Annotated in this window: 19 protein-coding genes; 7 read left to right on the top strand and 12 right to left on the bottom strand. The window is 67.9% G+C overall.

The window, feature by feature from the left end:
• The first annotated feature begins 243 nt into the window (after nt 1-243).
• Entirely contained in the window at nt 244-2,121 is a 1,878-nt protein-coding gene (locus ABZ826_RS26030) for a GAF domain-containing protein (RefSeq protein ID WP_361452914.1), read from the top strand.
• 18 nt (nt 2,122-2,139) lie between these two features.
• Here ABZ826_RS26030 and ABZ826_RS26025 read toward each other — a convergent pair whose 3' ends face one another.
• The 3 genes from ABZ826_RS26025 to ABZ826_RS26015 form a co-directional block, all read right to left on the bottom strand.
• Nucleotides 2,140-2,850 (bottom strand): response regulator transcription factor, encoded by a 711-nt coding sequence (locus ABZ826_RS26025; RefSeq protein WP_361452911.1) that lies wholly within the window; start codon nt 2,848-2,850, stop codon nt 2,140-2,142.
• 102 nt (nt 2,851-2,952) lie between these two features.
• Nucleotides 2,953-3,414: a cyclic nucleotide-binding domain-containing protein gene (locus ABZ826_RS26020; protein WP_361452908.1), complete on the bottom strand. Its 462-nt coding sequence runs from the start codon at nt 3,412-3,414 to the stop codon at nt 2,953-2,955.
• A 248-nt stretch (nt 3,415-3,662) separates the two neighbouring features.
• The gene (locus ABZ826_RS26015; protein ID WP_361452905.1) at nt 3,663-4,394 is read right to left on the bottom strand and encodes a pyridoxamine 5'-phosphate oxidase family protein; all 732 of its coding nucleotides are present in this window, start codon (nt 4,392-4,394) and stop codon (nt 3,663-3,665) included.
• 466 nt (nt 4,395-4,860) lie between these two features.
• Here ABZ826_RS26015 and ABZ826_RS26010 point away from each other — a divergent pair, with 466 nt between their 5' ends.
• Nucleotides 4,861-5,259 carry a hypothetical protein gene (locus tag ABZ826_RS26010; protein ID WP_361452902.1) on the top strand — a complete coding sequence of 133 codons (399 nt, stop codon included), beginning with the start codon at nt 4,861-4,863 and terminating at the stop codon, nt 5,257-5,259.
• 335 nt (nt 5,260-5,594) lie between these two features.
• On the opposite strand, the gene ABZ826_RS26005 is transcribed toward ABZ826_RS26010, so the two are convergent.
• The 4 genes from ABZ826_RS26005 to ABZ826_RS25990 form a co-directional block, all read right to left on the bottom strand.
• Nucleotides 5,595-6,470 (bottom strand): universal stress protein, encoded by an 876-nt coding sequence (locus ABZ826_RS26005; RefSeq protein WP_361452899.1) that lies wholly within the window; start codon nt 6,468-6,470, stop codon nt 5,595-5,597.
• Nucleotides 6,471-6,530: 60 nt separating this feature from the next.
• Nucleotides 6,531-7,532 carry a nitroreductase gene (locus tag ABZ826_RS26000; RefSeq protein WP_361453081.1) on the bottom strand — a complete coding sequence of 334 codons (1,002 nt, stop codon included), beginning with the start codon at nt 7,530-7,532 and terminating at the stop codon, nt 6,531-6,533.
• 133 nt (nt 7,533-7,665) lie between these two features.
• Nucleotides 7,666-8,313, bottom strand: a complete 648-nt coding sequence (locus ABZ826_RS25995) for a CBS domain-containing protein (protein WP_361452896.1) — start codon at nt 8,311-8,313, stop codon at nt 7,666-7,668.
• 211 nt (nt 8,314-8,524) lie between these two features.
• Entirely contained in the window at nt 8,525-9,952 is a 1,428-nt protein-coding gene (locus tag ABZ826_RS25990) for an MBL fold metallo-hydrolase (protein ID WP_361452893.1), read from the bottom strand.
• A gap of 175 nt (nt 9,953-10,127) precedes the next feature.
• Between ABZ826_RS25990 and ABZ826_RS25985 the strand changes: the two genes are divergently transcribed.
• The 5 genes from ABZ826_RS25985 (at nt 10,128) to ABZ826_RS25965 (ending at nt 18,742) form a co-directional block, all read left to right on the top strand.
• Entirely contained in the window at nt 10,128-11,201 is a 1,074-nt protein-coding gene (locus ABZ826_RS25985) for a zinc-dependent alcohol dehydrogenase family protein (RefSeq protein ID WP_361452890.1), read from the top strand.
• Between the two features lie 241 nt (nt 11,202-11,442).
• The gene (locus ABZ826_RS25980; protein WP_361452887.1) at nt 11,443-13,845 is read left to right on the top strand and encodes a glycoside hydrolase family 65 protein; all 2,403 of its coding nucleotides are present in this window, start codon (nt 11,443-11,445) and stop codon (nt 13,843-13,845) included.
• A 114-nt stretch (nt 13,846-13,959) separates the two neighbouring features.
• Nucleotides 13,960-15,471 carry an ArsR family transcriptional regulator gene (locus tag ABZ826_RS25975; protein WP_361452884.1) on the top strand — a complete coding sequence of 504 codons (1,512 nt, stop codon included), beginning with the start codon at nt 13,960-13,962 and terminating at the stop codon, nt 15,469-15,471.
• A 322-nt stretch (nt 15,472-15,793) separates the two neighbouring features.
• On the top strand, nt 15,794-18,235 hold the full coding sequence (gene ppsA, locus ABZ826_RS25970) for a phosphoenolpyruvate synthase (protein WP_361453078.1): 2,442 nt from the start codon (nt 15,794-15,796) through the stop codon (nt 18,233-18,235).
• 51 nt (nt 18,236-18,286) lie between these two features.
• On the top strand, nt 18,287-18,742 hold the full coding sequence (locus ABZ826_RS25965; protein ID WP_361452881.1) for an Hsp20/alpha crystallin family protein: 456 nt from the start codon (nt 18,287-18,289) through the stop codon (nt 18,740-18,742).
• 185 nt (nt 18,743-18,927) lie between these two features.
• On the opposite strand, the gene ABZ826_RS25960 is transcribed toward ABZ826_RS25965, so the two are convergent.
• From ABZ826_RS25960 to ABZ826_RS25940, 5 genes are all read right to left on the bottom strand, one after another.
• Nucleotides 18,928-19,803: a universal stress protein gene (locus tag ABZ826_RS25960; protein WP_361452878.1), complete on the bottom strand. Its 876-nt coding sequence runs from the start codon at nt 19,801-19,803 to the stop codon at nt 18,928-18,930.
• A gap of 118 nt (nt 19,804-19,921) precedes the next feature.
• Complete coding sequence (locus ABZ826_RS25955) at nt 19,922-20,560, bottom strand: CBS domain-containing protein (RefSeq protein WP_361452875.1); 639 nt, start codon at nt 20,558-20,560, stop codon at nt 19,922-19,924.
• 17 nt (nt 20,561-20,577) lie between these two features.
• Nucleotides 20,578-21,180, bottom strand: coding sequence for a CBS domain-containing protein (locus tag ABZ826_RS25950; protein WP_361452873.1), 603 nt, complete (start codon nt 21,178-21,180; stop codon nt 20,578-20,580).
• Nucleotides 21,181-21,417: 237 nt separating this feature from the next.
• On the bottom strand, nt 21,418-22,110 hold the full coding sequence (locus ABZ826_RS25945) for a CBS domain-containing protein (protein WP_361452870.1): 693 nt from the start codon (nt 22,108-22,110) through the stop codon (nt 21,418-21,420).
• Nucleotides 22,111-22,138: 28 nt separating this feature from the next.
• A complete protein-coding gene (locus ABZ826_RS25940) occupies nt 22,139-23,008 on the bottom strand; it encodes a universal stress protein (RefSeq protein ID WP_361452867.1) in 870 nt (289 codons plus the stop codon).
• Nucleotides 23,009-23,216 lie beyond the last annotated feature (208 nt).

The raw sequence follows: 23,216 nt of genomic DNA, 5'->3' as shown, positions 1-23,216 counted from the left end.
AGGAAGTCCCGAAACGCCACCACGAAAGCTCCTTAAAGGTGCATCCCCAATTCAGTCTCCACGGTTGCCGTACCGCTGTCGCCCTGGACTGGGCCGATCGGCCCGCACCGGGGCACGCCTCTTCGCGGCTCATCCAGTGGCTGCCGGACTGATCACCGAGGGCTCGTCCCGTGACTGACCCGGCGATCCGCCTGCCGCAGCGGGAGCGATATCGTCGAAGGCTGCCTGGCGGACCGTTACGGCATGACCGATCCCGGCCACCCACGGACTTTGGTCACCGTCCGGAGGAAATGCCCGACTGTACGAGCTGAGCCGATTGCAGTCCACGAGGTGCCGCTCGGTGTGCGCCCATTACCGTGGAGGTGTGGCCCGCCCGGGATCCGCGGCGGTCACGACGGAGGCACCGTGAGCGACAACGGAACTGACCGCTGCGGCGAGGAGCGCCATCGGCTGAGCACGTTGCCGGAGGACCTCCATGGGCGCCTCGATGTCGTGAAGCGTGGCCCTGCCGAAGCGGCCCTGCTGCTGGAGGCCGTCATGTCGGTGGGCCGGGGGCTCGACCTGCCGCAGGTGCTGCGCCGGATCGTTGAGGCCGCAGTCGTCGTGGTCGATGCCGAGTACGGGGCCTTGGGCGTGGTCGGTGAGGGAACCCGGCTCACGCAGTTCCTGCCGGTGGGGATCACGGAGGAGCAGCGCGAGGCCATCGGTCCCCTGCCCGAAGGGCACGGCATCCTGGGCGAGTTGATCCACCACCCCGAGCCGTTGCGGCTCGGGGAACTTTCCGAGCATCCGTCGTCCTACGGGTTTCCGCCGAACCATCCCTCGATGCACTCGTTCTTGGGAGTTCCCATCCGGGTGCGCGACGAGGTGTTCGGCAATCTGTATCTCACCGAGAAACGGGGGGGCCGCGCATTCGACGCCGAGGACGAAACCGTGCTCTCGACCCTCGCGGTGGCAGCGGGAGTGGCCATCGAGAACGCCCGCCTGTATACGCAGACGCGCGACCGTCAACGCTGGCAGGAAGCCAACAGCGAGATCGTTGCGGGTCTGCTGAGCGAGGTGGACGACTCACATGTCCTGCGCATGATCGTCGAGCACTCCTCGCGTATTCTCGGGGCGGATCTCGGAGTTCTCGCGCTTCCCGCCGGGGGCCGGTCCCTGCGCGTGGTGCTGGCGTCGGGCATGGACGCCGAGATGCATAGCGGCCTGATCCTGCCCCGCGAGGGATCGCTCGCCGGGGCGGCTCTCGACGCGGGCGAGCCGATCACCAGCCTCGATGTCGCAGACGATCCCAGGATCACCGCCGGCCCCCCGAGGTGGACAGGGCTCGGCCCGGCTGTCGCGGTCCCGATGGTGACAGGAGAGCGGACCCGTGGGGTGCTGCTGCTGGCCCGGGTACAGGGCCGTCCCGCCTTCACCGATTCGGAGACCGCGCCCCTCCTGACGTTCGCCGGGCAGGCCGCCCTGGCGATGGAACTCACCGAACGGCGCGAGTCCGCCGAGCAGATCGCCCTGCTGGAGGAACGCGACCGCATCGCCAGGGATCTGCACGACCTGGCCATTCAACGGCTGTTCGCCACCGGAATGACCCTGCAGAGCGTGGTGCGGCTCGTGGAACAGCCACAGGCGACCGAGCGGCTGTTGCGCGCCGTGGACGATCTCGACGAGACCATCAAGATCATCCGGTCGACCATCTTCGGCCTCCGCGCCCGTGACTCGGGCCGGGCCGGCCAGGGGCTGCGCGCTCGGACGGCGACCACGGTCGAGCAGGCCGCACGGACCCTGGGCTTCCAGCCGTCGCTACGGATGGAAGGGCTCATCGATACGGATGTCCCGGCCGAGATCGCCGAGCAGGTGATCGCGGTCCTCGGCGAGGCGCTGAGTAACGTCGCCCGCCACGCACGGGCGACGGCGGTGGACGTCTCGCTGGTGGTGGGCAAGGGGGCACTGGCCCTCGTCGTGTCCGACAACGGTGTGGGCATGCCTGAGCACGGCGGTTCCCGGAGCGGGCTCGACAACCTCGTGCGGCGCGCCGAGAAACTCGGCGGCGAGATGAGCGTGGAAGCGTCGGGGCAGGGCGGCATCCGGCTGAACTGGCGGGTGCCGTTGCGGATTTCCTGATCCATCGGGGCCGCACGGTTACCTCCGATGGTGCCCAGCACCGGATGGGGAGTGTTCCGTGGCGTGCGCGGCGAGCACGGCGGCCTGGATGCGGCGCTCGACCCCGAGCTTGGCCAGCAGACGGGAGATGTGATTCTTGACTGTCTTCTCCGACAGGTAGAGACGCTTGCCGATCTGACTGTTGGTCAGCCCGTCACCGATCAGAGCGAGGACGTCCTTCTCCCGGGGCGACAGCCCCGACAGCGCGTCGTCCTCTGCGGGCTCAGTGCCGAATTCCTCCTCGCGCAGGCTGTTCATCAGCCGTGCCGTGGTCGCCGGGTCGAGGGTCGAGCGCCCGGAAGCCAGTGTGCGGACGGCGGAGACAAGGTCCGAACCCTTGATCTCCTTGAGTACGTAGCCGGCCGCGCCGGCCATGATCGCGTCGAGCAGCGCTTCGTCGTCGTCGAACGAGGTGAGCATCAGACAAGCCAGTTCCGGCATCCGTGAACGCAGCTCACGGCAGACCGTGATCCCGTCACCGTCCGGCAGCCGAACATCGAGAATCGCGACGTCGGGACGGAGAGCCGGGCCGCGGGCCAGCGCGTGATCGGCTGTGCCGGCGTCGCCGACGACCTCGATATCGGGTTCAGCGTCCAGCAGATCCTGCACCCCGCGCCTGACGACCTCGTGGTCGTCGAGCAGGAACACGCGGATCGGCTTCTGCGCCGAGAACCCCCTTTCGTCGCTCATGGTGTCCTCCTCGCTGTGATGTGCTGCGCAGTCCTGCCCCACTCATCGTGGGGCGGCGTAGTAAGCACGCACCAGGGCCGGACGGCCCCCTACCCCGGACCGTCAGACATCGGGAGCGTCGGCTTGGGGACCGTAGAGCTGCAGCAGTCTTGTCCGCGTTCCGTACAGTCGCTTCGCCACCGTCTCGGCGACGTACTTGTACACCGCCCGACCGAGCACCGCATCGTCCTCGCACAGCGTGCGGACGGCAGCGGCATCGAATTCCACGGCCTGTCCCGCCTGGATCACGTGCGCACCCAGGTGCCACACGTGCGGGGTGAACAGCCAGGACCAGCCCAACAGGTCGTCTTGGCCCACTGTCTCCACGACCACCGCACGACGGCCGGGTACATGGAGATCGACCTCGACCCGTCCCGAGCGGATGATCCAGAAGCGGTCGGCCCGTCTGCCCTCCTCGAAGAGACGTGCGTCGAGGACCAGCGGCACCTCCCTGGCCGCCTCGGCGAGCAGACGCGCCCGGCCCTCGCTCGGGAGCACGTCGAGCAGACTCCTGGTCGATGACATGGAATCCTCCGTCCGTGGCGACATCCCGGGCGTGATGTCCCTGACAAGCCGCGGCGGCCGCACGTGCCGCCGCCCTGGTCACGTGCCCGACCACCTGCTGTGAACGATATGCGCGGTTCCGAGGGAGCGCTCGGTTGTGATGCGCATTACGGAATCCGCCCCACGCCCCACCCCACCCCGCACGGCGACGGCCAGAACCTGTGGCATCCTGCGCTTCGGCTTCGCCGTAGGCCTGTCGCGGCTCGGCGTCAGGTCGAGAGATCGCGGGGACCGTCACCGGTCCGAGGGGCGTGGCTCTCGAGTACGTGAATGCGTCGCCCGGTCATGCGTGTGGGGGTGATGGTCAGCCACTCATCCCGACGGCCGCCGGCCCACGGCGTGGTGTAGGCGAGGTCGTCCAGCCTGCGCGCGGCTTCAGGATCGGTGACGGCTGCCGCTGTACCGAGGAGGAGGACGCTCCACCCTTGGCTCAGAGCCTCATCTATGTGATCCACTTCGAAGGCGACCGAGTGATCCGCGGCGATGGCGGGCAGCGTGTTGTGGGCGCTGCGATACGCGACCCGGTCACCGTCCACGACGTAGTTGACCGGCAGGATGGCCGGCCCGTCGTCCGTCGTCACACCGATCCGGCCCACTCCGTGAGTGGACAACAGCCGGCGACACTCCTGAGGGCCGAGTTCGAGCAACTCGGTGTGATAGCCGGCGCGGCCGATACCAGGGGGAAGCTCCGTCGTGCTACCGGTCAGCTCGGCCACAGTGGTCTCCAGCGCTTGGGCCAGCCGCAGCAGAAAGCCTATGCCGGGTGTGGCCTGCAGCTCCTCGACGTACTGGATGTAACCGGGTGCCGAACCGGCCCGCTCGGCCGCTGCCTCTCGGCTGAGTCCGAGCTCCTTACGGCGCATCGACACCCGTCGGCCCAGGTCTCCCAATGGGGCTCTGTCCGGCTTGCTGTCCGATGAGTGGCTTTCTCCGTGGACCATGCTGCACACATCCTTCGAGGGAATCTGATCCGGCCGTCAGGCCCGCCAATATTCCGCGTGCTCGTCGTCCACTCCATCGTGTGCCGTTAAGGATGCATGGCGCTTGGGCCGACCGGCCCGGTCTCACGCCCCACTCAGCCCATGCCACGAGCCGTGCGGGATGTGCAGGGTGGTGGTACGCGCTTCTGCTCACACGCTTCGCGATGCACTGCGGGCAGAGTCCGTTGTCGCAGGGGAACGAGGCCAGACCATGACTGACGAAACGCACCCCGGAGATAGAGAAGAAGGACAGGGACACGAAGCGCCCAGCGCGCGCGGGCTGCCGATCCGAGCATCGGATCGCATCCAGTGCTGGGGCAGGGTGCTCTTGGTCGTGGTTTTCCTGATGGCAGCACCCCTGGTGTCGGCTGCCACGGGCCGTGCGGCGTACGACGCCGAGACACATCGTGTCAACACACTTCCCCATATGAGGAAGGTGGAGGCGCGGCTGATTTCCGACGCGGGCGCCCCCGCTGCAGCTGTCGTAGCACAGACAACGGTGCGTGCCCCCGTTCGGTGGACGCAGCCGGACGGTACCGAGCGCACGGCAGTGGTCAGCGTCTGGGCGGGCAGCCCGGCCGGTACGGCCGTACCGATCTGGATCACTGCTCAAGGCGTGGCCACCAGCAGGGCACCCACAACGCCCGGTGCGGCCGATGCATCTGCATGGATGACGGCAACAGGGACCTTCGTAGTGGCGACGGGACTTTTCATCGCAGCGTGGAAAAGCTTCACGAAGCTCGTGGACATTCTCAGGTACCGGGGGTGGGAGAAGGAGTGGGACGAGGTGGAGGCCGGTCTGTCCGAGCAATTTCGAAACCGGTAGCAAGCCGGTGCTCGCCGCGCCTCGGGTACGGAACTTCAAGAAGAGACCACAGAGAGCACTCAACCCGGCGTTTCCATGACGGGTCCCGTCGTGGTCGGCACCGTGGTTCCGATCACGCGATGCGGGTCGTGCGGTGGGCGAGGCCGCCGCACGTAGTCAGCCGCTGCGGATGGTGCACGCCACCGCGAGCGTTCCCGCTCCATCGGCTCTCCGCTCGGCCATATGACTCATGCTGTGCTGCACCACTCGCACTCGTTCCCCACCCCTGAGTGTCCTCACCTATTGAACGGGAAGCGCCCCTTGAGGAGCGGTATCGCAGAGGACCGGTATCGCGCTCAGCGGGTGTCCGGGACCACGGCCACGGGACAGGGCGCGTAGTGCAGCACCGAGTGGTTCACCGGACCCAGGCGCAGTCCGTGGTGCCTGCCGGCACCTCGTGTGCCGACGACCAGAAGTTCCGCGCCGGTGGCCGCCTCGATCAGTATCTGGTGTACGGGTCCCTGCTCCACCGAACGGTGGACGGCGGCCTCGGAACCGGTCCGGTCCAGTACCGTCAGGACATCATCGAGGTGCTCCTCGGCCCGCTGGCGGTGTGCGGAAGCCGGGGAGCCCGAGAGGAGTGGATGGTCCGCAGTCTCGTGGGCGGGGCAGCGCCAGGCCCGTACGGCGATCAGTTCGCCGTGGCGCGATATCGCCTGGGCGAGTGCGAAACGGGCGGCTGCTGTCGGCCTTTCGGCATCGCCGATCCCGACGACGACGCGGCCCGGCTTCGGCTGAGAGCTCGGTGCCATCGCCGGAATCACGACAACCGGACAATGTGACCGATTCGCGAGGGCGAGGCTGACGGATCCGAGGAGCATCCCGGCGATCCTCCCGCGGCCGCGGGAGCCGAGGACGACCATGGCTGCCTCGTGACTCTCGTGCACGAGTGCCTTCACCGGATCTTCGGGCTGTACGTCGGCGACCACGTCCAGGTCCGCATCGAGGAGTTGCGCGCGTTCCTGCGCGGACGCGACGAGATGCTCGGCGAGGACCTGCTCGGCGGGACGCTCGGTGTCGAAGGTGGGACGCATGCCTTCGTAGCGCTCCCACAGCGACGCGTGGACGATGCGCAAGGGGTGTTGTGAGCGTGCCGCTTCCGCCGCTGCCCAGTCCAGGGCGCGCAGACTGCCTGCCGATCCGTCCACTCCGACGACTATCGGGAGCTGCATGGCTTCTACCGCCTTTCCTGCTCGGGGGGCCGCCTGCCTCGATGCATACGGCCCGGGACTCTACGGTTCGATCGTCAGTACCCGTTCCAGGGGGCGACGTGGCGTGCGTGGCCCTGTGGGCCCGTATCCCAGGCGGATGATCATCTGTGGGTGTCCCGTGCCGAAGACGGGATCACGCAGGATCCATCGCAGGTCCGGCCATTCGAGGGGCTGTGTCGCGAAGGAGGTGGACACCGCGTGGAGTGTGGCGGTGAGCAGGACGCGTTCCAGGGCCTGACCGGCGCGCAGCCAATCTCCGGGACGGTCGCCCGGGGTGCTCAGCAGAGCGAGCTGGGGCCGGTTCTCGAACAGGACGCGGACCCGGCCGGCGAAGACGGCGGTGCCCGCGAAATCGCGCACGGTCGCCCGTTCGGAGGCATCGCGGGGGCCGAACGCGTAGTCCGGGATTCCGTCGACGGGTGTCTCGGTCTTCGTGTCCCGGATCCAGTGCCGTTGCTCGGCATCGCGTGCCGGATCCCTACGGTCGTATCCCTCTGCGTCGCGGATCAGTTCGAGCACGGTCTCCAGATGCGTCGGGGTCAGGAACGCGAAGTCTGCGCCCTCGGCGCGGGCCGCGGCGGCGAGGTGTGCGCGGATGTCCTCGGGGATCGCCTGTTCGTCGAACGGGTAGCGGCTGGTGTGGCGTTCCCGTATCGCGGGGTGGAGAGAGGCGAGGGCTTCGTCCTCAGGCTTCCGGGGGGCGTCGGGGTGGATGTCGAGCCGGACGTGGGCCAGTACGGTCGGGTCGGATGGTTCGGGCAGCAGTGCGGTGACCGCGTCCAGGCCGTGGTGGGCGGCGGACACCCGCAGATTCAGCAGGGCCGCGCCGCAGCCCACGTGCAGAGCGCGGGTCGCGGGGTCGGCCTCCGGCATCGCGCGGTCGAGATCCGCCAGGAGGGTGAGGGTCCGACCGGCCCGGGTGTAGCGGAACTGCCAGGGCTGGGCGTTGTGCATGGACGGGGCGGCGGTGGCATCGGCGACCAGGTCGGTCAATGTGGTGTCGCCGAGCGTTCTGGTGAGCATCGGGTCTCCCGGGGAGTCGGGAACGGTCGATGTCTTCAGCATGGAGTGGACCGTTGCCCAGTACGTATGGGCCGTTCGTCCCCTTGAGCCGGGCCGGATGGGCTCCTCAGCGAGAGCACGTCCGCTGTTGGGCTCAGTCGGATGCCTCTCCTTCGAGTCGGCAGTCCACGCCGACCACGCCTTCCACGGACTGAGCGAGGCGGGCGGCGACGGGAATGAGAGTGGCGTCGCGGACACGACCGGTGAGCGTGGCCATGCCCCAGGTGACGCTGACCTTCACGGATGAGGCGGGGAACAGCCGGTTGACGACCTCGCGGCGTATTTCGGCAGCGAGCTCGTCGTCGGAGCGCAGGAAGACCTTAAGGAGATCGGCGCGGCTGACAATGCCCTTGAGGTTGCCGTCGGCGTCGACGACCGGGAGGCGCTTGACGCGCTGATAGGCCATCAGCCGGGCGGCCTGTGGAAGGGGCACCTCGGGCTTCACCGTGATGGCGGGACTCGTCATCAGCTCCTCGGCCCGGACCGCGCCGGCCTTGGCGGTGTCGCCCGGGCGGTACATCTGCTCGATCAAGCCGATCCTGTGTCCGTGGAATTCCTCCTTGGGGAGCAGATCGGCTTCGGAGACGACGCCGACGACGTGGCCCTCGCCTTCCACGACGGGCACGGCAGCAACCTTCCACTTTTCCATGCAGGCAGCGATCTCTTTGAATTCCGTGTCAGGGGTCACGGTGATGACGTTCTTCGTCATGACGTCGTTGACGGTGTAGCAGGCGGAGGTCATGGCAGGTTCCTCGGTGTATGCGAGTGAGCGGCCGACTGCTGCCGCATGGGTGGGCAGGTCCGATACGGCCATGGCGTCGAATCCGCGACGAGCGGGGGCTCCATGGCTTTCATGGTGTGCCTCCCCTCTCTCACTCGCAGCTTCGCACCCGGGGTGAACGAAGTGAGGCGGAGCATCGCGTTGCTCTGTCGCGCCAGCCGTCCGGCGCGGGTCAGCGGACCAGGACGGCCTCCCCGGGCCTGGGTACGACCGCTGTCCAGCCCAGCTCACGATCGATCCGGTCACGCAGGGCGTCGGACGACGACTCCTCGCCGTGGACCATGTAGGTCGTGCGCGGTGCGGGGGCGTCGCGCAGCCAGTCCATGATCTGGTCGGAGTCGGCGTGTGCCGAGAAATGCGGAAGGTCGGCCACCTCCGCGCGTACGGGGACGTAATCACCGAACATCTTGAGCGTGCGGGCACCATCGACAAGATCGCGGGCCCTGGTGCCGGCAACTGCGAACCCGACGATGACGACGGCATTGCGTGGATCGGGCAGGAGCCGGTGGAGGTGGTGCAGGACCCGGCCGCCGGTGGCCATGCCGGCCGACGAGACGATGACCGCGGGACCGGGCGCGCTGTTGATGTCGATGGACTCCTGGACGGTTCGGGCGGCCAGGAACGGGTCCGGGCTGATCGCTTCCTCACCGCGGGCAAGAACCTCGGGCCTGATCTCGGGGGACCGGGCACGCAGAGCTTCGCGATAGACGTCGAGCGCGGCCAGCGCCATGGGACTGTCCACATGGACGGGAACGGACCGCGGCAGAACCCCGGCTTCGCGCAGCCCGGCGAGCTCATGCAGGACGACCTCGGTGCGGTCGATCGCGAAGGCAGGGATGACGGCGGTACCACCGCGCGCGAGCGTACGTGCGAGCACAGCCGCGAATTCGGCCCGCGCTCTGTCGGGTTCGTGACGGCGGTCGCCGTACGTCGACTCCATCAGCAGCACGTCGGCGCCGGTGAACGGCTCCGGCGGCAGCAGCAGCGGGTGGCCGGGGCGGCCGAGGTCTCCGCTGGTGGCGAGGGTGTGGCCGTCCTCAAGGGTCAGATGGGCCCAGGCAGAGCCGAGGATGTGTCCACCGTGGTGCAGCACGAGCCGGGTGCCCGCCATGATCTCGACTTGGCTGCCGACCGGGACAGGATCGAAGAATCTCACGGTGGTGTCGACATCGGTTTCGTCATAGAGCGGCCTGGCGGGCCGGTGCTTGGACCAGCCGTGTTCGTTGGCGTGCCGGGCCGCCTCCATCTGAAGGCGCGCGCTGTCACGGAGCACGATCTCGGCGAGCCGGGCAGTGTGGGCGCTGGTCAGGATCGGTCCCCGGAAGCCGTCTCGGACCAGTCGGGGCAGGTAGCCGCAGTGGTCCAGGTGGGCATGGGTGATGACCACGGCGTGGATGGACGAGGCGTCGCACGGCAGCTTCGCCCAGTTGCGGCGGCGCAGGTCCGCGAAGCCCTGGAAGAGGCCGCATTCGAGGAGGACCCGGGCATGGTCGCTCTCGATGAGGAACTTACTGCCGGTGACGGTCCGGACGCCCCCGAGAAAGCGCAGCAGCGCGGGTCTCGACGCGGGCGCGGCCGGACCGGGCTCTGTCTCGGACATGACCGCCGCTCCTTCGATGGGTGGCAACCGTCTTCACCATCGCACTCCCGGCGCCGGAGGCGTGAGGGGCCCACCCGGTCTCAGCAGGGACCGACCGGCCCATGTACGACGGGCCGACACCGGGTCAGCCTGAGGAAGAACCTCACCGAAGGAGACACCGGAAGAGGGCGACGTCGTGAAGGCACTCGTTTTCCAGGGACCGGAGCAAACCGCATGGCAGGACGTTCCGGACCCCGCGCTCCAGGACGCTGCCGACGCCATCATCCGCGTCGACGTCGTCACCCTCTGCGGTACCGACCTGCACATCATCAAAGGCGACGTGCCCGAGGTGACTCCCGGCCGGGTGCTGGGGCACGAAGCCGTCGGCACCGTGGTCGAGGCCGGGGCCGACGTCCGTACGGCCCGTCCCGGCGACCGTGTCCTGATCTCGTGCATATCCCCGTGCGGCCGGTGCCGCTTCTGCCGTGAGGGCCACTACGGCCAATGCCGTGGCGGTGGTGGCTGGGTACTGGGCCACACCATCGACGGCACCCAGGCCGAATACGTACGGGTCCCCTTCGCGGACTTGTCCGTGTACGCTTTGTCGGCCTCCATCGACAGCTATGACGGCGTACTGCTCGCCGACATCTTCCCGACCTCCTACGAGGTCGGCGTGCTGAACGGCGGTGTAAGACCTGGCGATACGGTCGTCGTGGTCGGCGCCGGCCCGATCGGACTGGCCGCCATCGTCTGCGCCGGCCTCTACAGCCCGGGACGTGTCATCGCGGTCGACCTCGCCGAATCCCGACTGGCCGCCGCACGCTCCCTCGGCGCGGACGCGACAGCGAGCGCGGCCGAGGAACCGGAACAACTCGTCGACGACCTCACCGAGGGGCTCGGCGCGGACGTTGTCATCGAAGCCGTCGGCATGCCCGAGGCCTTCGAGATGTGCACTCGCATGGTCCGGCCCGGGGGCCGTGTCGCGAACATCGGTGTGCATGGCAAGCCGGCAACGCTGCACCTCGAAGACCTGTGGATCAAGGACATCACCCTCACCACGGGACTGGTCGACACGTACTCCACACCCATGCTGCTGCGCATGATGGCCGCCGGGCGGCTGGCTTCGTCCCCATTGATCACCCACCGCTTCGAGCTGGGACAGATGGACGAGGCCTACGACGTGTTCTCCCGCGCCGGAGACACCGGTGCCCTCAAGGTGGCGCTGGGCGGACCGCAGCACAACGAGATCACCGCCCCGGCTCAGCCCTGAGCCCGAGTGGGTGTGAAGACCACGAGCGGGACCGGGCCCGGACCCGCCGCCGTCGAAGTGCCCGCCGGGCCGACCGGTCCGGGGCTGTCGGCCGCTCGCCAAGGCCCCAGGTCTCACCAGGTGCGGGTGGACCTGTACCGCGGCAGGGGCCGCACTTCACATGTCGGCCTACCCAGAAAGCACCTCGGTGTCCGTGACCGACTCACCCCGACGGAACGCCGGAGAACTGCGGAGAGTGGTCATGAGCACGGAATGGACTTGGGACTTCAGCGGCTACGATCCGAAGAAGGAGCGCACTGTCGAGGCTCTGTGCACACTCGGCAACGGCAGGTTCGCCACCCGGGGGGCCGCGCCTGAGTCAACCACCGACACCGCCCACTACCCAGGGACCTACGCTGCCGGGTGTTCCAACCGGCTTTCCTCGGACATCGCAGGAGAACAGGTCTACAACGAGGACATGGTCAACCTGCCCGACTGGTCGCGCCTGCGCTACCGCTGCCTGCCGGACGACGGGCCGGCAGGGGAGTGGCTCACGCCCGACGATCCGAGCGTGCGGCGCTGCAGTGTCTCGCTCGACCTGCGAGGCGGCGTTCTCACTCGCCACTTGTTCTTCCAGGACGGTCACGGCCGTCGACTCGGCGTCACCCACACCAGGTTCGTCCACATGAGTGATCCATATCTCGCCATCCAGAGGACCACTTTCCACGGGTACGGCTGGAGCGGGGCGATCGAAGTCGAGTCCATCATCGACGGCAACGTCACCAACGCCGGCGTCGAGCGCTACCGCGGCCTGAACGGCCGCCACCTCACCGCCCACCGCGCCGGGGTGGAAGCGGACGGCGTGGCCTGGCTGTCCTGCCGGACCCGTTCGTCCCGGATCCGGATCGCCATCGCCGTCAGAACGTCGTCGCGGCCACTCGTCGCCGTGGGAGCGCGCTGCACGCAGTCCGAAACGGCCCAGAGACTCAGGCTGCCGCTCTCCCGCGGGCATTCCGTGGCCGTCGTGAAGTGCGCCGCCTTGTACACCTCGCTGGACCGGCCTCCGGGCGATCTCCTCTCACTTGCCGTCGAGCACGTGTCACATGCGCCGACGTTCACCGCACTGCTCACTTCCCACCGTGCTTCTTGGGAACGTCTGTGGAGCCAGGGCGAACTGAAGGTGCCCGGCGAACCGGGTCGCATCCTGAGGCTTCATCTCTTCCACGTCCTGCAGACCCTCTCCCCGCACACAGCCGAGCTGGACGTCGGAGTACCCGCCAGGGGCCTGCACGGCGAGGCCTACCGAGGGCATGTCTTCTGGGACGAGCTGTTCGTGCTGCCCTACATCACCCTGCACTTTCCCGAGGTGGCACGGGGCCTTCTCATGTACCGGCACCGCCGGCTGCCCGCAGCCCGTTCCGCAGCCCGGCGGGCGGGTCTTCGAGGAGCGATGTTCCCCTGGCAGAGCGGTAGTTCGGGTGCGGAGGAGACACAGACATTGCACCTCAATCCCCGATCCGGCCGTTGGCTGCCCGACCACTCGCACTTGCAGCGCCACGTCGGCTCGGCCATCGCCTGGAACATCTGGCGGTACGGGCAGAGCACCGGCGACACCGGGTTCATCCAGGGCCCAGGGGCAGAGCTGATGCTCGACATTGCCCGCTACTGGGGCGCCGTCGCCACGTACGACGCCGATCGCGACCGCTACCGCATCCGCGGTGTGGTGGGCCCCGACGAGTACCACGACGCCTACCCCGAGGCAGCTGCACCTGGGATAGACGACAACGCGTACACCAACGTGACCGCCGCCTGGTCGCTCGCACGTGCACTTGAGGTGTTCGACGGGCTGCCTGCGGCCCGTCGGCGGGAGCTGGCTGAGCGAATCGGCCTGGACGACGAGACGTTGAGCCGCTGGGAGGCCGTCTCCCGCCGCATATACGTGCCGTTCCACGCTGGCGTCATCAGCCAGTTCGAGGGCTATGGCGAGCTGGCCGAACTGGACTGGGACGCCTACCGCTCCCGCTACTGCGACATCCGCCGCATCGACCGGATCCTGGAGTCCGAGGGGGACACGGTCAACCGCTATCAAGCATCCAAACAGGCCGACACACTCATGCTCGGCTATCTCTTCCGCCCCGCCGAGCTGCGGGCCCTCTTCGACCGTCTCGGATACCGCCTCGATGACGAAGTGTGGCACCGGACGGTCAGTTACTACCTGGCTCGTACCAGTCATGGTTCGAGTCTCAGCAGCCTGGTGCATGGCTGGGTGCTCGCTCGTGAGAGAGGCTCGGACGCCTGGAGGTACTGTGAGGAAGCCCTGCTCGGCGACGTGGCAGACATTCAGGGCGGCACCACCGGGGAAGGCATCCACCTCGGGGCCATGGCCGGCACCCTCGATCTCGTCGAACGGAGCCTCGCGGGTCTGGAGGCAGGCCCGGACGGACTCCGCATCGACCCCACCCCGCTCCGCGAGATGCCACGCTGCACGTTCACGTTCTGTTACCACGGACACCGGGACATCCGTGTCCGTCTCCTTCCGGGCCGGTTGGGGATCCGTGTTCCGCACTCCCGGCTCACACCCCCTCTGCGCGTATGCCTCCCCGGTGAGCGGCTGGTGACCGTGGCCGCGGGCGAACAACGTTGGTTCCGTCTGCCCGTGCTCTGACTTCATACGGATTTCGCGCGGCCCGCCGGGACGACGAGGGCCGGCACAGCGAGCGCCCGACGGCCACGAGGCCGAGAATGAAATAGCCCTCAGCTGGTTCCGGAGGTGCATGGTGTGAATGCCGTACACGGACAGCAACAGACCTCGATCGTGGGCCCCGAGCGGTCGGCCAAGCCCGATCGCCTCTTCGACAGGGATGACGAATGGGCAGCCCTGATGTCCTTTTCGAGCGATCCGCACCCGGGAACGGGCCTGGGCGTCGTCATGGGGCGGCCTCGCCAGGGCAAGACGCTCCTGCTGGAATCGGTGGCACGAGCCACGGGAGGGTTCTATTTCTGTGGCCAGCAAGCCACCGAAACCGAGGCGTTGCGCAGGGCGGGCGAAGAGTACGCGCGATACCGGCAGGTCGCACGGCCCAGCCACTGGTGTGATTGGAAGGAGGGCCTCGACGCCTTGCTGGCGCTGGGTGACACCAGGCCCCTGCCCGTCATCATCGACTCGTTCCCGGACCTTGTGGCCGCGAGCCCGGCCTTGCCGTCCATCATCCACGGTGCCCTCCGGCACCTCGACAGACCGCCGCTGGAAAACCGTGCGCGACTGCTGCTCGGTGGTGAGACCGCACCGGTCATGACCCGGCTGTTCGCCTCCTCCTCGTCCTTGCGTGCCCTTGCCGCTCTGAAGCTCGACATTCAGCCCCTGGACTTCCGCAAGGCAGCGCAACTGTGGGGCATGGACGACCCGAGGCTCGCCTTTCTCGTCTACACGGTCGTCGGCGGTACGCCCGCCTACCGGCACGACTACGTGGGCAACGACGTTCCCGTCGATCGTGACGACTTCGACGCCTGGGTCTGCCGCACCGTCCTGAATCCGCGCACGCCACTGTTCCACGAAGCCCGCCACCTCCTCGACGAGGAGACCGGGCCCTGGAACCGCGGGACTTTTCACTCCGTACTCGCCGCCCTGGCCAAAGGCTGCACGACCCACGGCGAAATCGCCACTTTCCTGGGACAGCAGCTCACTGATGCCTCGCGCGCTCTGGCCGTCCTCCGTGACCATGGTCTACTCCGATCGCAGACGGACGGACTGCAGCCGGGGATCACACGTCACCACATCGCGGACCCGCTCCTCGCATTCGAGCACGCCGTGGCACGTCCGCGCAGGGCGGCTCTCGAACAGAGTGACGCCGAGACGGTGTGGGAGGACGCGCGAACCGATTTCAACACTCACGTCGCCGGGCCCCGGTTCGCCCAGGTCTGCCGGGACTGGGCAGCCCACTTCGCGGCCGCGGCCACCTTCGGTGCCGAACGTGGCACGGCGTCGTACGGCTCCCTCGGCGACCCGTCGGCGACTGCCGGGCTCGACGCCGAGGTCGTGGTCCGCCGACGGGACGGCCACATGAGAGGCCCCCTTCTGTCGGTGGGGCTCGCACGCTGGCACACCGGCATGGACATCCACCATCTGCAACGCCTGAGGCACATACTGGACGCGCTCGATTCCCGTGAGGATCTCAGCCGTGTCCGCCCGGCCCTCTACGGAGCTTCGGGATTCAGCCCCGAGCTGCATGCGGCGCACGCGCGCGGAGAGGTCCTGCTCGTTGACCTCGAACACCTGTACCGCGGTGTTTAGGGACGGACGCCTCTTCGCGAAGCCGTCGTGGTCCGGCGGCCACCAGATCCGAGCCGACCCCCGGCCATGGGCCGTTCGGTCCCTCCCGGCTATGGCCCACTTGGCACTTCGGCGGCGACGTTTCCGGGGCGATCGTGGAAGTCGGACGCTTTTCCGGGCTCCGCCCCCCGAAGAGGTGACAACGATGCAGCGCATCCGGACCCAGATCAGGCCGAGACAGCCCCGCAAGCCCGCGCAGCCGGATCTGCGAACCCCATCCGGCCGGCCGATGCGCTACTGAAGCCCGCGATCACCCGCACCTACGGCGGAGGACATCATGGCAATGACGCGACGCGTCGTACCTTTCGCGGAGTTCGGTCGGCAGGATGTCGGCCGTGTCGGTGGCAAGAACGCCTCGCTGGGGGAGATGGCCGCGCACCTGGCTGCTGCGGGCGTGCGGGTGCCTCCTGGCTTCGCGACGACGGCGGATGCGTATGGGGAGTTGCTCGACAGCCACGGGCTGCGTGCACGGATCGCAGCGCAGATAGGGCGCCTGCACGCAGGGGCCGTGCTGGACGAGGTGGGGGCGGCGATCCGGTCGATGATCATGGCCGAGCCGCTGCCGGCCGGGCTGCGGACCGAAATCGTCTCCGCGTACGAGCAGCTCGCGCGCGACCAGGGCCGTGACGATCCCGAGGTCGCCGTGCGAAGCAGCGCCACCGCCGAGGACCTGCCCCAGGCGAGTTTCGCCGGCCAGCAGGAGACCTACCTGAACGTGCGCGGGCCCGACCAGCTGCTGCGGTCCTGCCACCGCTGCTATGCCTCCCTGTTCACCGACCGCGCGATCGACTACCGGGAACGGATGGGCTTCGACCACCTCTCGGTCGCTCTCTCCGTCGGCGTCCAGATCATGGTCCGCTCCGACCTCGCGGGCGCCGGCGTGATCTTCACTCTCGACCCCGAGAGCGGCTTCCCCGAGGTCATCGTGGTCAGCGCGGCGTGGGGCCTGGGCGAGACCGTCGTCAGCGGCCAGGTCGACCCCGACGAGCACACGGTCTTCAAGCCGAGCCTGAAGGATCCGGCACTGGATCCCGTGATCGATGTCCGGATCGGAGCGAAGCGGAGAAAGGCGGTCTATGGAGAGCACGGGCTCACCCGCACCGTCGACACGACTGCGGAGGAGCGCTCGTGGCGTGTTCTGACAGACGCGGAAGTCCGACTGCTGGCCGAATGGGCAATGACCGTAGAAGAGCACTACGGGTGCCCCATGGACCTGGAGTGGGCCAAGGACGGCCTGACCGGAGAACTGGCGATCGTCCAGGCCCGCCCCGAAACCGTGCAGTCCCGCCGCCGTACGACGACGCTGCGCCGCTGCCGCCTGACCACCACTCCGGCGCAGAGCCTCGTCGAAGGCATCGCGGTCGGTGAGGCCATCGGCTCAGGCCCGGTCATCGCCCTTGACGCGCCGGTGGATCTCGACCGCTTCCCTACCGGCGGGGTGCTCGTCACCGGCATCACCGACCTGGACTGGGAACCGGTCATGAGGCGGGCCGCCGCGATCGTCACCGACCACGGCGGCCGGACCTCGCATGCCGCCATTGTCAGCCGCGAACTCGGCGTACCCGCTGTCGTCGGCACCGGCCGGGCCACCGAAGTACTGCACAACGGCCAGGACGCGACCGTCTCCTGCGCCGAAGGTACCCGGGGCCACGTCTACGCGGGGCAGCTGGACTACGAGGAGCGCGAGACCGATCTCACCGAACTCCCTGCCACCCGGACCCGCGTGATGCTCAATCTCGCCGACCCGTCCGCCGCCTTCCGCTGGTGGCGTCTGCCTGCCGACGGGGTCGGGCTCGCGCGCCTGGAGTTCATCGTCGCCCACCAGGTCAAGGCCCACCCCATGGCGCTGCTGCACCCCGAAAGGGTGGACGAGCACGACCGCTGCGTCATCAAGCAGCTCACCGAGGGCCACCTCGACCGCGGCCAATACTTCGTCGACCGACTGGCCCACGGCGTGGCACGCATCGCCGCATCCCGCTGGCCCGACCCGGTCGTCGTACGGACCAGCGACTTCAAGACTAACGAGTACGCGCGTCTGCTCGGTGGCCGGGCCTTCGAACCGGTCGAGGCGAATCCGATGATCGGCTGGCGCGGCGCGAGCCGCTACTACAGCGACGGCTACCGCGAAGGATTCGCTCTGGAATGCCGAGCCCTGCGCCGGGTTCGCGACGAGATGGGCTTGACGAACGTCATTGTCATGATTCCCTTCTGCCGGACCCCCGGAGAGGCCGACCGGGTGCTGGACGTCATGGCCGAACTGGGTCTGCGCAGGGGCGAGCGCGGCCTCAAGGTCTACGTCATGGCGGAGATCCCCTCCAACATCATCCTGGCCCAGGACTTCGCCGAGCGTTTCGACGGCTTCTCCGTCGGGAGCAACGACCTGACCCAGCTGACCCTGGGTGTCGACCGCGACTCCGAAGCCCTCGCCCATGTCTTCGACGAGACCAACCCCGCGGTCACGGACAGCATCCAGTTGCTCATTTCGCGCGCCCAGACCGTCGGCCGCACCGTCGGCCTCTGCGGCCAGCGTCCCAGCGACGACCCCGCCTTCACGGAATTCCTGGTGAAGACCGGCATCGACTCGATCTCCGTGACGCCGGACAGCTTCGCCACGGTGAAACGGCACGTGGCTGCTGCCGAAATGAACCTGCGTGAGGAGAGCCGAACGGCCCCACTCGGGACCCGACAGCCCCAATCGGGCCTGTCGCCCAGCGACGGTAAATGAAACCAGACACCGAACAGAGGCGCCGCTGAGGCGCTGGAAACGGAGGACATCATGTCCGGAAGCCAGATGGAACGCAGGCGCAGCATTTTCCCCGACCTCCCTGACTGGTTCGGAAGCGACTTTCCCCGCTTCCCGATGTGGCGGCCCATGCCTCACGTCCACCCGATCCCGATCGAGGTGACCAGCCAGGAGGGGCAGTACACGCTGCGTGCGGAGCTTCCCGGGATGGACCCGGAGAAGGACATCCACATCACGGCCGAGGGCGACACTCTCACCGTCAGCGCCGAGCACGCCGAGAGCAAGGAGGAGAAGGACCACTCGGAGTTCCGCTACGGCTCCTTCCACCGCACCGTGCGTCTCCCGGCCCAGATTCCGTCCGACGGAGTCGAGGCAGAATACGAGGACGGGATCCTCACCGTGCGTGTGGAGCTGGAACCCGAGACAGCCGAGACCACACGCAGCATCCCCGTGAAGAGAACTACGGCCGGTGAAGGCGGCGAGTCGTGACGACCCGCTCCTGAACCGTGGCGCTGGGCTCGACGCACGCACCGGAACCCGCAGCGCCGCCATGGTCTGATGTCGGCCCGTGTCACGCACATCCTGATCATCCTGATGGAGGTACGGACGGTGTACGGCCGCGTGTCATGGGCTGCCAGGAGGGGACGGATTTCGTGGCGCGGCGCTGCGGGACCCTATTCGTGAGCGACGACGGCGACGGGTGCGGTGGAGTGATGGAGGATCGCGTGAGTGATCGGACCGATACGCGTGCCGACCGAGGAGCGGCGGATGCGGCGGCCAACGACTACGAGGCCTGCTTCGGAACCTGCCTCCAGGAGTTGATCGGAGGCATGTCCGACCGTCACCTGTACGTCGAGACCGACCGTTGGGTACCTGTCCCGCCAGGGCTTCAGCATGTCGTCCAGGCCGGTGGTCATGCTCTGGGCGACATGCGCATTGACCTCCGGGTTGTACGCCGCCCCGGACCCGGCCAGAGGGGGCAGCATCCAGCTGTGCAGCGCATGAAGCGTGCAGCCTCGCCGTGCTGCCTCATCGAACGCGAAGGCGAGCAGGGCGTCGCACGGCCGGCCGATGTCGATGCCCACGACCACGTCACGGTCCGAGTGCTCTCCCCGGGCGTGCGGCACTGTGTCCTCTGTCGCCCGCACCAGGACAGTGGGCCTTTCCACGCCGTGGATGACTGCCATACCGACAGAGCCGAGGACGAAACCCGTGAGCGTTCCCAGTCCTCGGGAGCCGAGGACCAGCATGCCGGCGCTTGCTGTGACACCGGCCAGTGAGTCGGCCGGTCGGCCGTCGAACGATTCGGCGCTGATATCCAGTTGGGGGTGTTTCTCCAGCAGCTCCTCAGTAGCCTCGCGAAGGAGGGACCGCGCCCACTGGCGGCGCGCATCGGACCTGGCGGCAGGAATGTTGAGGGGCGAAAACCATTCTTCGGCATGAACGAGGTGCAGCGGCGCGTCGCGAAGGAGCGCTTCCCGCGCGGCCCAATGGGCCGCTGCGACGCTTTCTGCGGATCCGTCGAGGCCGACGACAATGCGTTGGTTCATGATGGACTTCCTTGGACAAGGGCTTGCTCGCGGTCGACGGAGTCGCGAATGCCTGGAGGCGGCGTTCCCGGGATGGTCACGAACTCACGGGTCATGAACTCGCGGTTGTGTCCATGCGTCAGGTCGTCTTCTGCCGACGGGTGTCCGTTCGTTCGTCGACCGGCAGGTCGTCCTGTTCGTAGTCGAGCCGATCGATCACGTCCACGACTCCGTCGACGCTCCGGCACAGACGCAGGACGATGGGGACGAGGCTGTGTCGGCTCACCGTGCCGCTGAGGGTCACGAGACCATCGGCGACCTCGACGGTCAGCGACGAGGGACTGAGTCGGAGCGTGTGGGTCAGGACGTCTTCGAGGATCTCCTCCTGGATCGCGTGATCCCTGCGCAGAAAGAGTTGCAGGAGGTCGCTGCGGCTCAGGACCCCGATCAGCCGGCCTTCGCTGTCGACGACGGGGAGCCTCTTGACCTGGTGCTTCTCCATGACGCGGGCGGCGCGGACGGCGCTCCACCCGGGCGCCGCAGTGATCGCAGGGTGGCTCATGAGGTCGGCTGCGGCGTTCGCGCCGCTCCCGGAGTCGCGCCTGCGGAGCAGGTCCGCTTCGGAAACGACGCCCACGGGACATCCGTTCTCGTCCACGACGGGCACGGCGCTGACACCGAACTCGTCGAGGAGCCGGGCAATCTCCTTGAACGTCGTGCCGCGCTGGACGCTGACAGCCGTGGGCGTCATGAGGTCGGAGACACTGCGATGCCTCATCGTCGTCTCCTTCACGTTCACGCCGGAACTTCGGCGTCGAACCGGGCCGCCACGTCCACGACTCCCGGCACCGTGCGCGCGACACGCACCAGCACATCACTGAGTGACGGATCGGGGATGGTGCCGTTCAGATGGACGACGCCGTCGGACACATGGACGTACACGGTCGCCGAGCCCGCCGGGATGAGCCGACTCATGATCAGCTCACGCAGCTCCTGGGCGATGTCCTCGTCCGGGCGGAGGTAGATCTTCAGCAGATCACCCCGGCTGACCACGCCCACCAGGCTTCCGCCGTCGTCAACGACCGGCAGCCGCTTGAGGTGGCCGCGGGCCATCAGCCGAGCCGCACCCGCGATGCTCGCGTTCCGGGGCACCGTCACGGCGGGTACGGTCATCAACTGACCGGCGGAAACGGCGCGGGAATCATCCCTGCCTTGCGCTTTGAGCAGAAGGTCCGCTTCGGAGACCACGCCGACGACCCGTCCTTCGTCCGACACGACAGGCAGGGCGCTGATACGCCATTGCCGCATGGCCCTGACCACGTCCTTGAACGGTGCTCCGCGGTTGACCGAGATGACGGCGTGCGTCATCACGTCGTCGACGATACGCAGATGCTTCATAGTTCCTCCAAGAACCAGGCCCTGTACGTCCGAGCGTCGGCACCCTTCTCGGCCGGCGGTAGGACCACCCGGGGTCCGCGGGGGACTGTTCGGCCCTGTTGCCCGGGCATGACCGGGTGCTTTCATGGAATGGACGGGAGGAGCCTTTTCGAGGATGTGGAGCAGCGGCTGATGGCCGCGCACCGCACGATCGGGAACCGCTGGGGAGCGGTTGGCTCTTTCCGTCCCATGGCGTGCTCAGGAGTTGTCGGTGCCGCGCACCGGATCTGGATGCGGTGCCAGATCGTCTACGGCGTATTCGAGGGACTGGTCGACGCTGACGACGCCGTCGACGGAGAGACACAGAAGTTCGATGACGGGAATGGTTGAGCGTTCCTCGACTCCGCCACTCAGGGTGACGACTCCTTCCTGAACGGTTACGGTCACGCCGCCGGGCGTCATGCGGAGAGTGTGGCCGAGTACCTCGTCGACGATTTCATCGCGTATGGCGTCGTCTCGGCGGAGCATGGGGCGCAGCAGGTCGGAGCGGCTGACGATGCCCACGAGTGCGCCAGTGTCATCGATGACCGGAAGACGTTTGACGCCGCGCTCGTTCAGGAAGCGCGCTGTCTCGACGATGCCCCACTCGGGTCGGGCCGTCAGTACAGGGGTGGACATCAGATCCCCGGCGGTGCGGGCGTCCATGGTGTGGCGGTCCACGGCCGCTGTCCCGCGCAATTGATCACGGCCTTCAGCGTCCGGGAGGCCGGCTTGCCTGCGGAGCAGGTCGGCTTCGGAGACGATACCGATGGGGTGACGGTGGGTATCCACGACGGGCAGGGCCGAGACATCGTTGTAGGCGAGGCTCCAGGCGACCGTCTTGAGCGTCGCTTCGGGGCTGGCGGTAGCCACGTTCCGGGTCATGACTTCGGCCACAGTGCGATGCATCATGGTCCGATTCACCTTTCGTGCAGGGCCGTCAGCCGTGGGCGATGACGGCCACAGGGACGGCTGCGTGATGCAGGACGGCATGCGCCACCGGCCCGAGGTGCGCGCCCAGGGGAGAGCCGCGCAGGTGCCGGCCGATGACGAGGAGGTCCGCACCCGCAGCCACGCGGACAAGTTGACTGCTCGCGGATCCCATGAACGCCGTCTGGCTGACGCTGACCGCGGGGAATCTGTGGCGCCAGGGCAGCAGCAGGTCGGCGAGCATCTGCGCGGCTTTCCGGGCGGCTTCCCGTTCGCCGTCGGAGTCGAGGAATGGGAAGAACCTGTAGGCGGGAGGAAGTGCCCACCCGTGGATCGCCCGCAGGACATAACTGTGACGGGCGGCCTCTTCGAAGGCGAAGGCGAGAACCCTGTCGGGAGCTTCGTGGATGTCGACACCCACGGCTATTTCGCCGTACGGGGCGGGTCCGGTGTTCTCCGGTTCATCCGCCGCCCGTACAAGGGCTACAGGTGTTTCGGTGGCTATGAGGGTCGCTGTGCCCACCGCACCGACGAGGAAGCCCTTCAAGCCTCCCAAGCCGCGCGAACCAAGGACGAGCAGGTCGGCATCGGCTGCTTCGACGGCCAGGGCACCGGCTGGTCTGCCGGAGAGCCTCCGGGTAGTGATCTCCAGATGTGGGTGCCGACGGCGTACGTCACCCAATGTCTCGGCGAGTGCCTCATCGGCCCATCGGCCGGCCGTCTCGCGATCCAGCCGCGGGACAGCTGTGCTGATGGGCCAGTCGATGACGTGGACCAGCCTCAGCGGCACCTCCCGCAAGGACGCCTCCCGGGCGGCCCGTACGGCGGCCGCACGGCTCTCCGGGGCGCCGTCGACGCCGACTGTCACGAGACGCGGCATTGCGGGAACCTCCTGATTACTGCACGTATGCGATCTGCTCTCAGCCTGGCCTGTGCGGCAGGAGCGCAGGAGGGGCCATGTGGCCCCTGGCGGGGCCGACCGGCCCCGTCTAACCTCGATCTTTCGTGATTGGTCGTCAGCTTTGGTTGGCGGCTGATGCGTCGTTGTGGAGAGTGTGCGGGCAAGCGGAGGGCCCGATCGTCACATC

It is taken from the genome of Streptomyces sp. NPDC047515 (genome assembly GCF_040643055.1).
GTDB lineage: Bacteria > Actinomycetota > Actinomycetes > Streptomycetales > Streptomycetaceae > Streptomyces.
The sequence above is the reverse complement of the archived record's forward strand: the minus strand, read 5'-3'. Positions and strand labels throughout refer to the sequence as shown.

Bases quoted from the DNA above. Each gene is read 5' to 3' on its own strand.
- ABZ826_RS25945 (WP_361452870.1), bottom strand. From the start codon at position 22,110: ATGATGCATCGCACTGTGGCCGAAGTCATGACCCGGAACGTGGCTACC.
- ABZ826_RS26020 (WP_361452908.1), bottom strand. From the start codon at position 3,414: ATGTCATCGACCAGGAGTCTGCTCGACGTGCTCCCGAGCGAGGGCCGG.
- ABZ826_RS26015 (WP_361452905.1), bottom strand. From the start codon at position 4,394: ATGGTCCACGGAGAAAGCCACTCATCGGACAGCAAGCCGGACAGAGCC.
- ABZ826_RS25995 (WP_361452896.1), bottom strand. From the start codon at position 8,313: ATGACCTCCGCCTGCTACACCGTCAACGACGTCATGACGAAGAACGTC.
- ppsA (WP_361453078.1), top strand. From the start codon at position 15,794: ATGACGCGACGCGTCGTACCTTTCGCGGAGTTCGGTCGGCAGGATGTC.
- ABZ826_RS25960 (WP_361452878.1), bottom strand. From the start codon at position 19,803: ATGAACCAACGCATTGTCGTCGGCCTCGACGGATCCGCAGAAAGCGTC.
- ABZ826_RS26005 (WP_361452899.1), bottom strand. From the start codon at position 6,470: ATGCAGCTCCCGATAGTCGTCGGAGTGGACGGATCGGCAGGCAGTCTG.
- ABZ826_RS25950 (WP_361452873.1), bottom strand. From the start codon at position 21,180: ATGAAGCATCTGCGTATCGTCGACGACGTGATGACGCACGCCGTCATC.
- ABZ826_RS26010 (WP_361452902.1), top strand. From the start codon at position 4,861: ATGAGGAAGGTGGAGGCGCGGCTGATTTCCGACGCGGGCGCCCCCGCT.
- ABZ826_RS26025 (WP_361452911.1), bottom strand. From the start codon at position 2,850: ATGAGCGACGAAAGGGGGTTCTCGGCGCAGAAGCCGATCCGCGTGTTC.
- ABZ826_RS25965 (WP_361452881.1), top strand. From the start codon at position 18,287: ATGTCCGGAAGCCAGATGGAACGCAGGCGCAGCATTTTCCCCGACCTC.
- ABZ826_RS25940 (WP_361452867.1), bottom strand. From the start codon at position 23,008: ATGCCGCGTCTCGTGACAGTCGGCGTCGACGGCGCCCCGGAGAGCCGT.
- ABZ826_RS26030 (WP_361452914.1), top strand. From the start codon at position 244: ATGACCGATCCCGGCCACCCACGGACTTTGGTCACCGTCCGGAGGAAA.
- ABZ826_RS25980 (WP_361452887.1), top strand. From the start codon at position 11,443: ATGAGCACGGAATGGACTTGGGACTTCAGCGGCTACGATCCGAAGAAG.
- ABZ826_RS26000 (WP_361453081.1), bottom strand. From the start codon at position 7,532: ATGCTCACCAGAACGCTCGGCGACACCACATTGACCGACCTGGTCGCC.
- ABZ826_RS25990 (WP_361452893.1), bottom strand. From the start codon at position 9,952: ATGTCCGAGACAGAGCCCGGTCCGGCCGCGCCCGCGTCGAGACCCGCG.
- ABZ826_RS25955 (WP_361452875.1), bottom strand. From the start codon at position 20,560: ATGAGGCATCGCAGTGTCTCCGACCTCATGACGCCCACGGCTGTCAGC.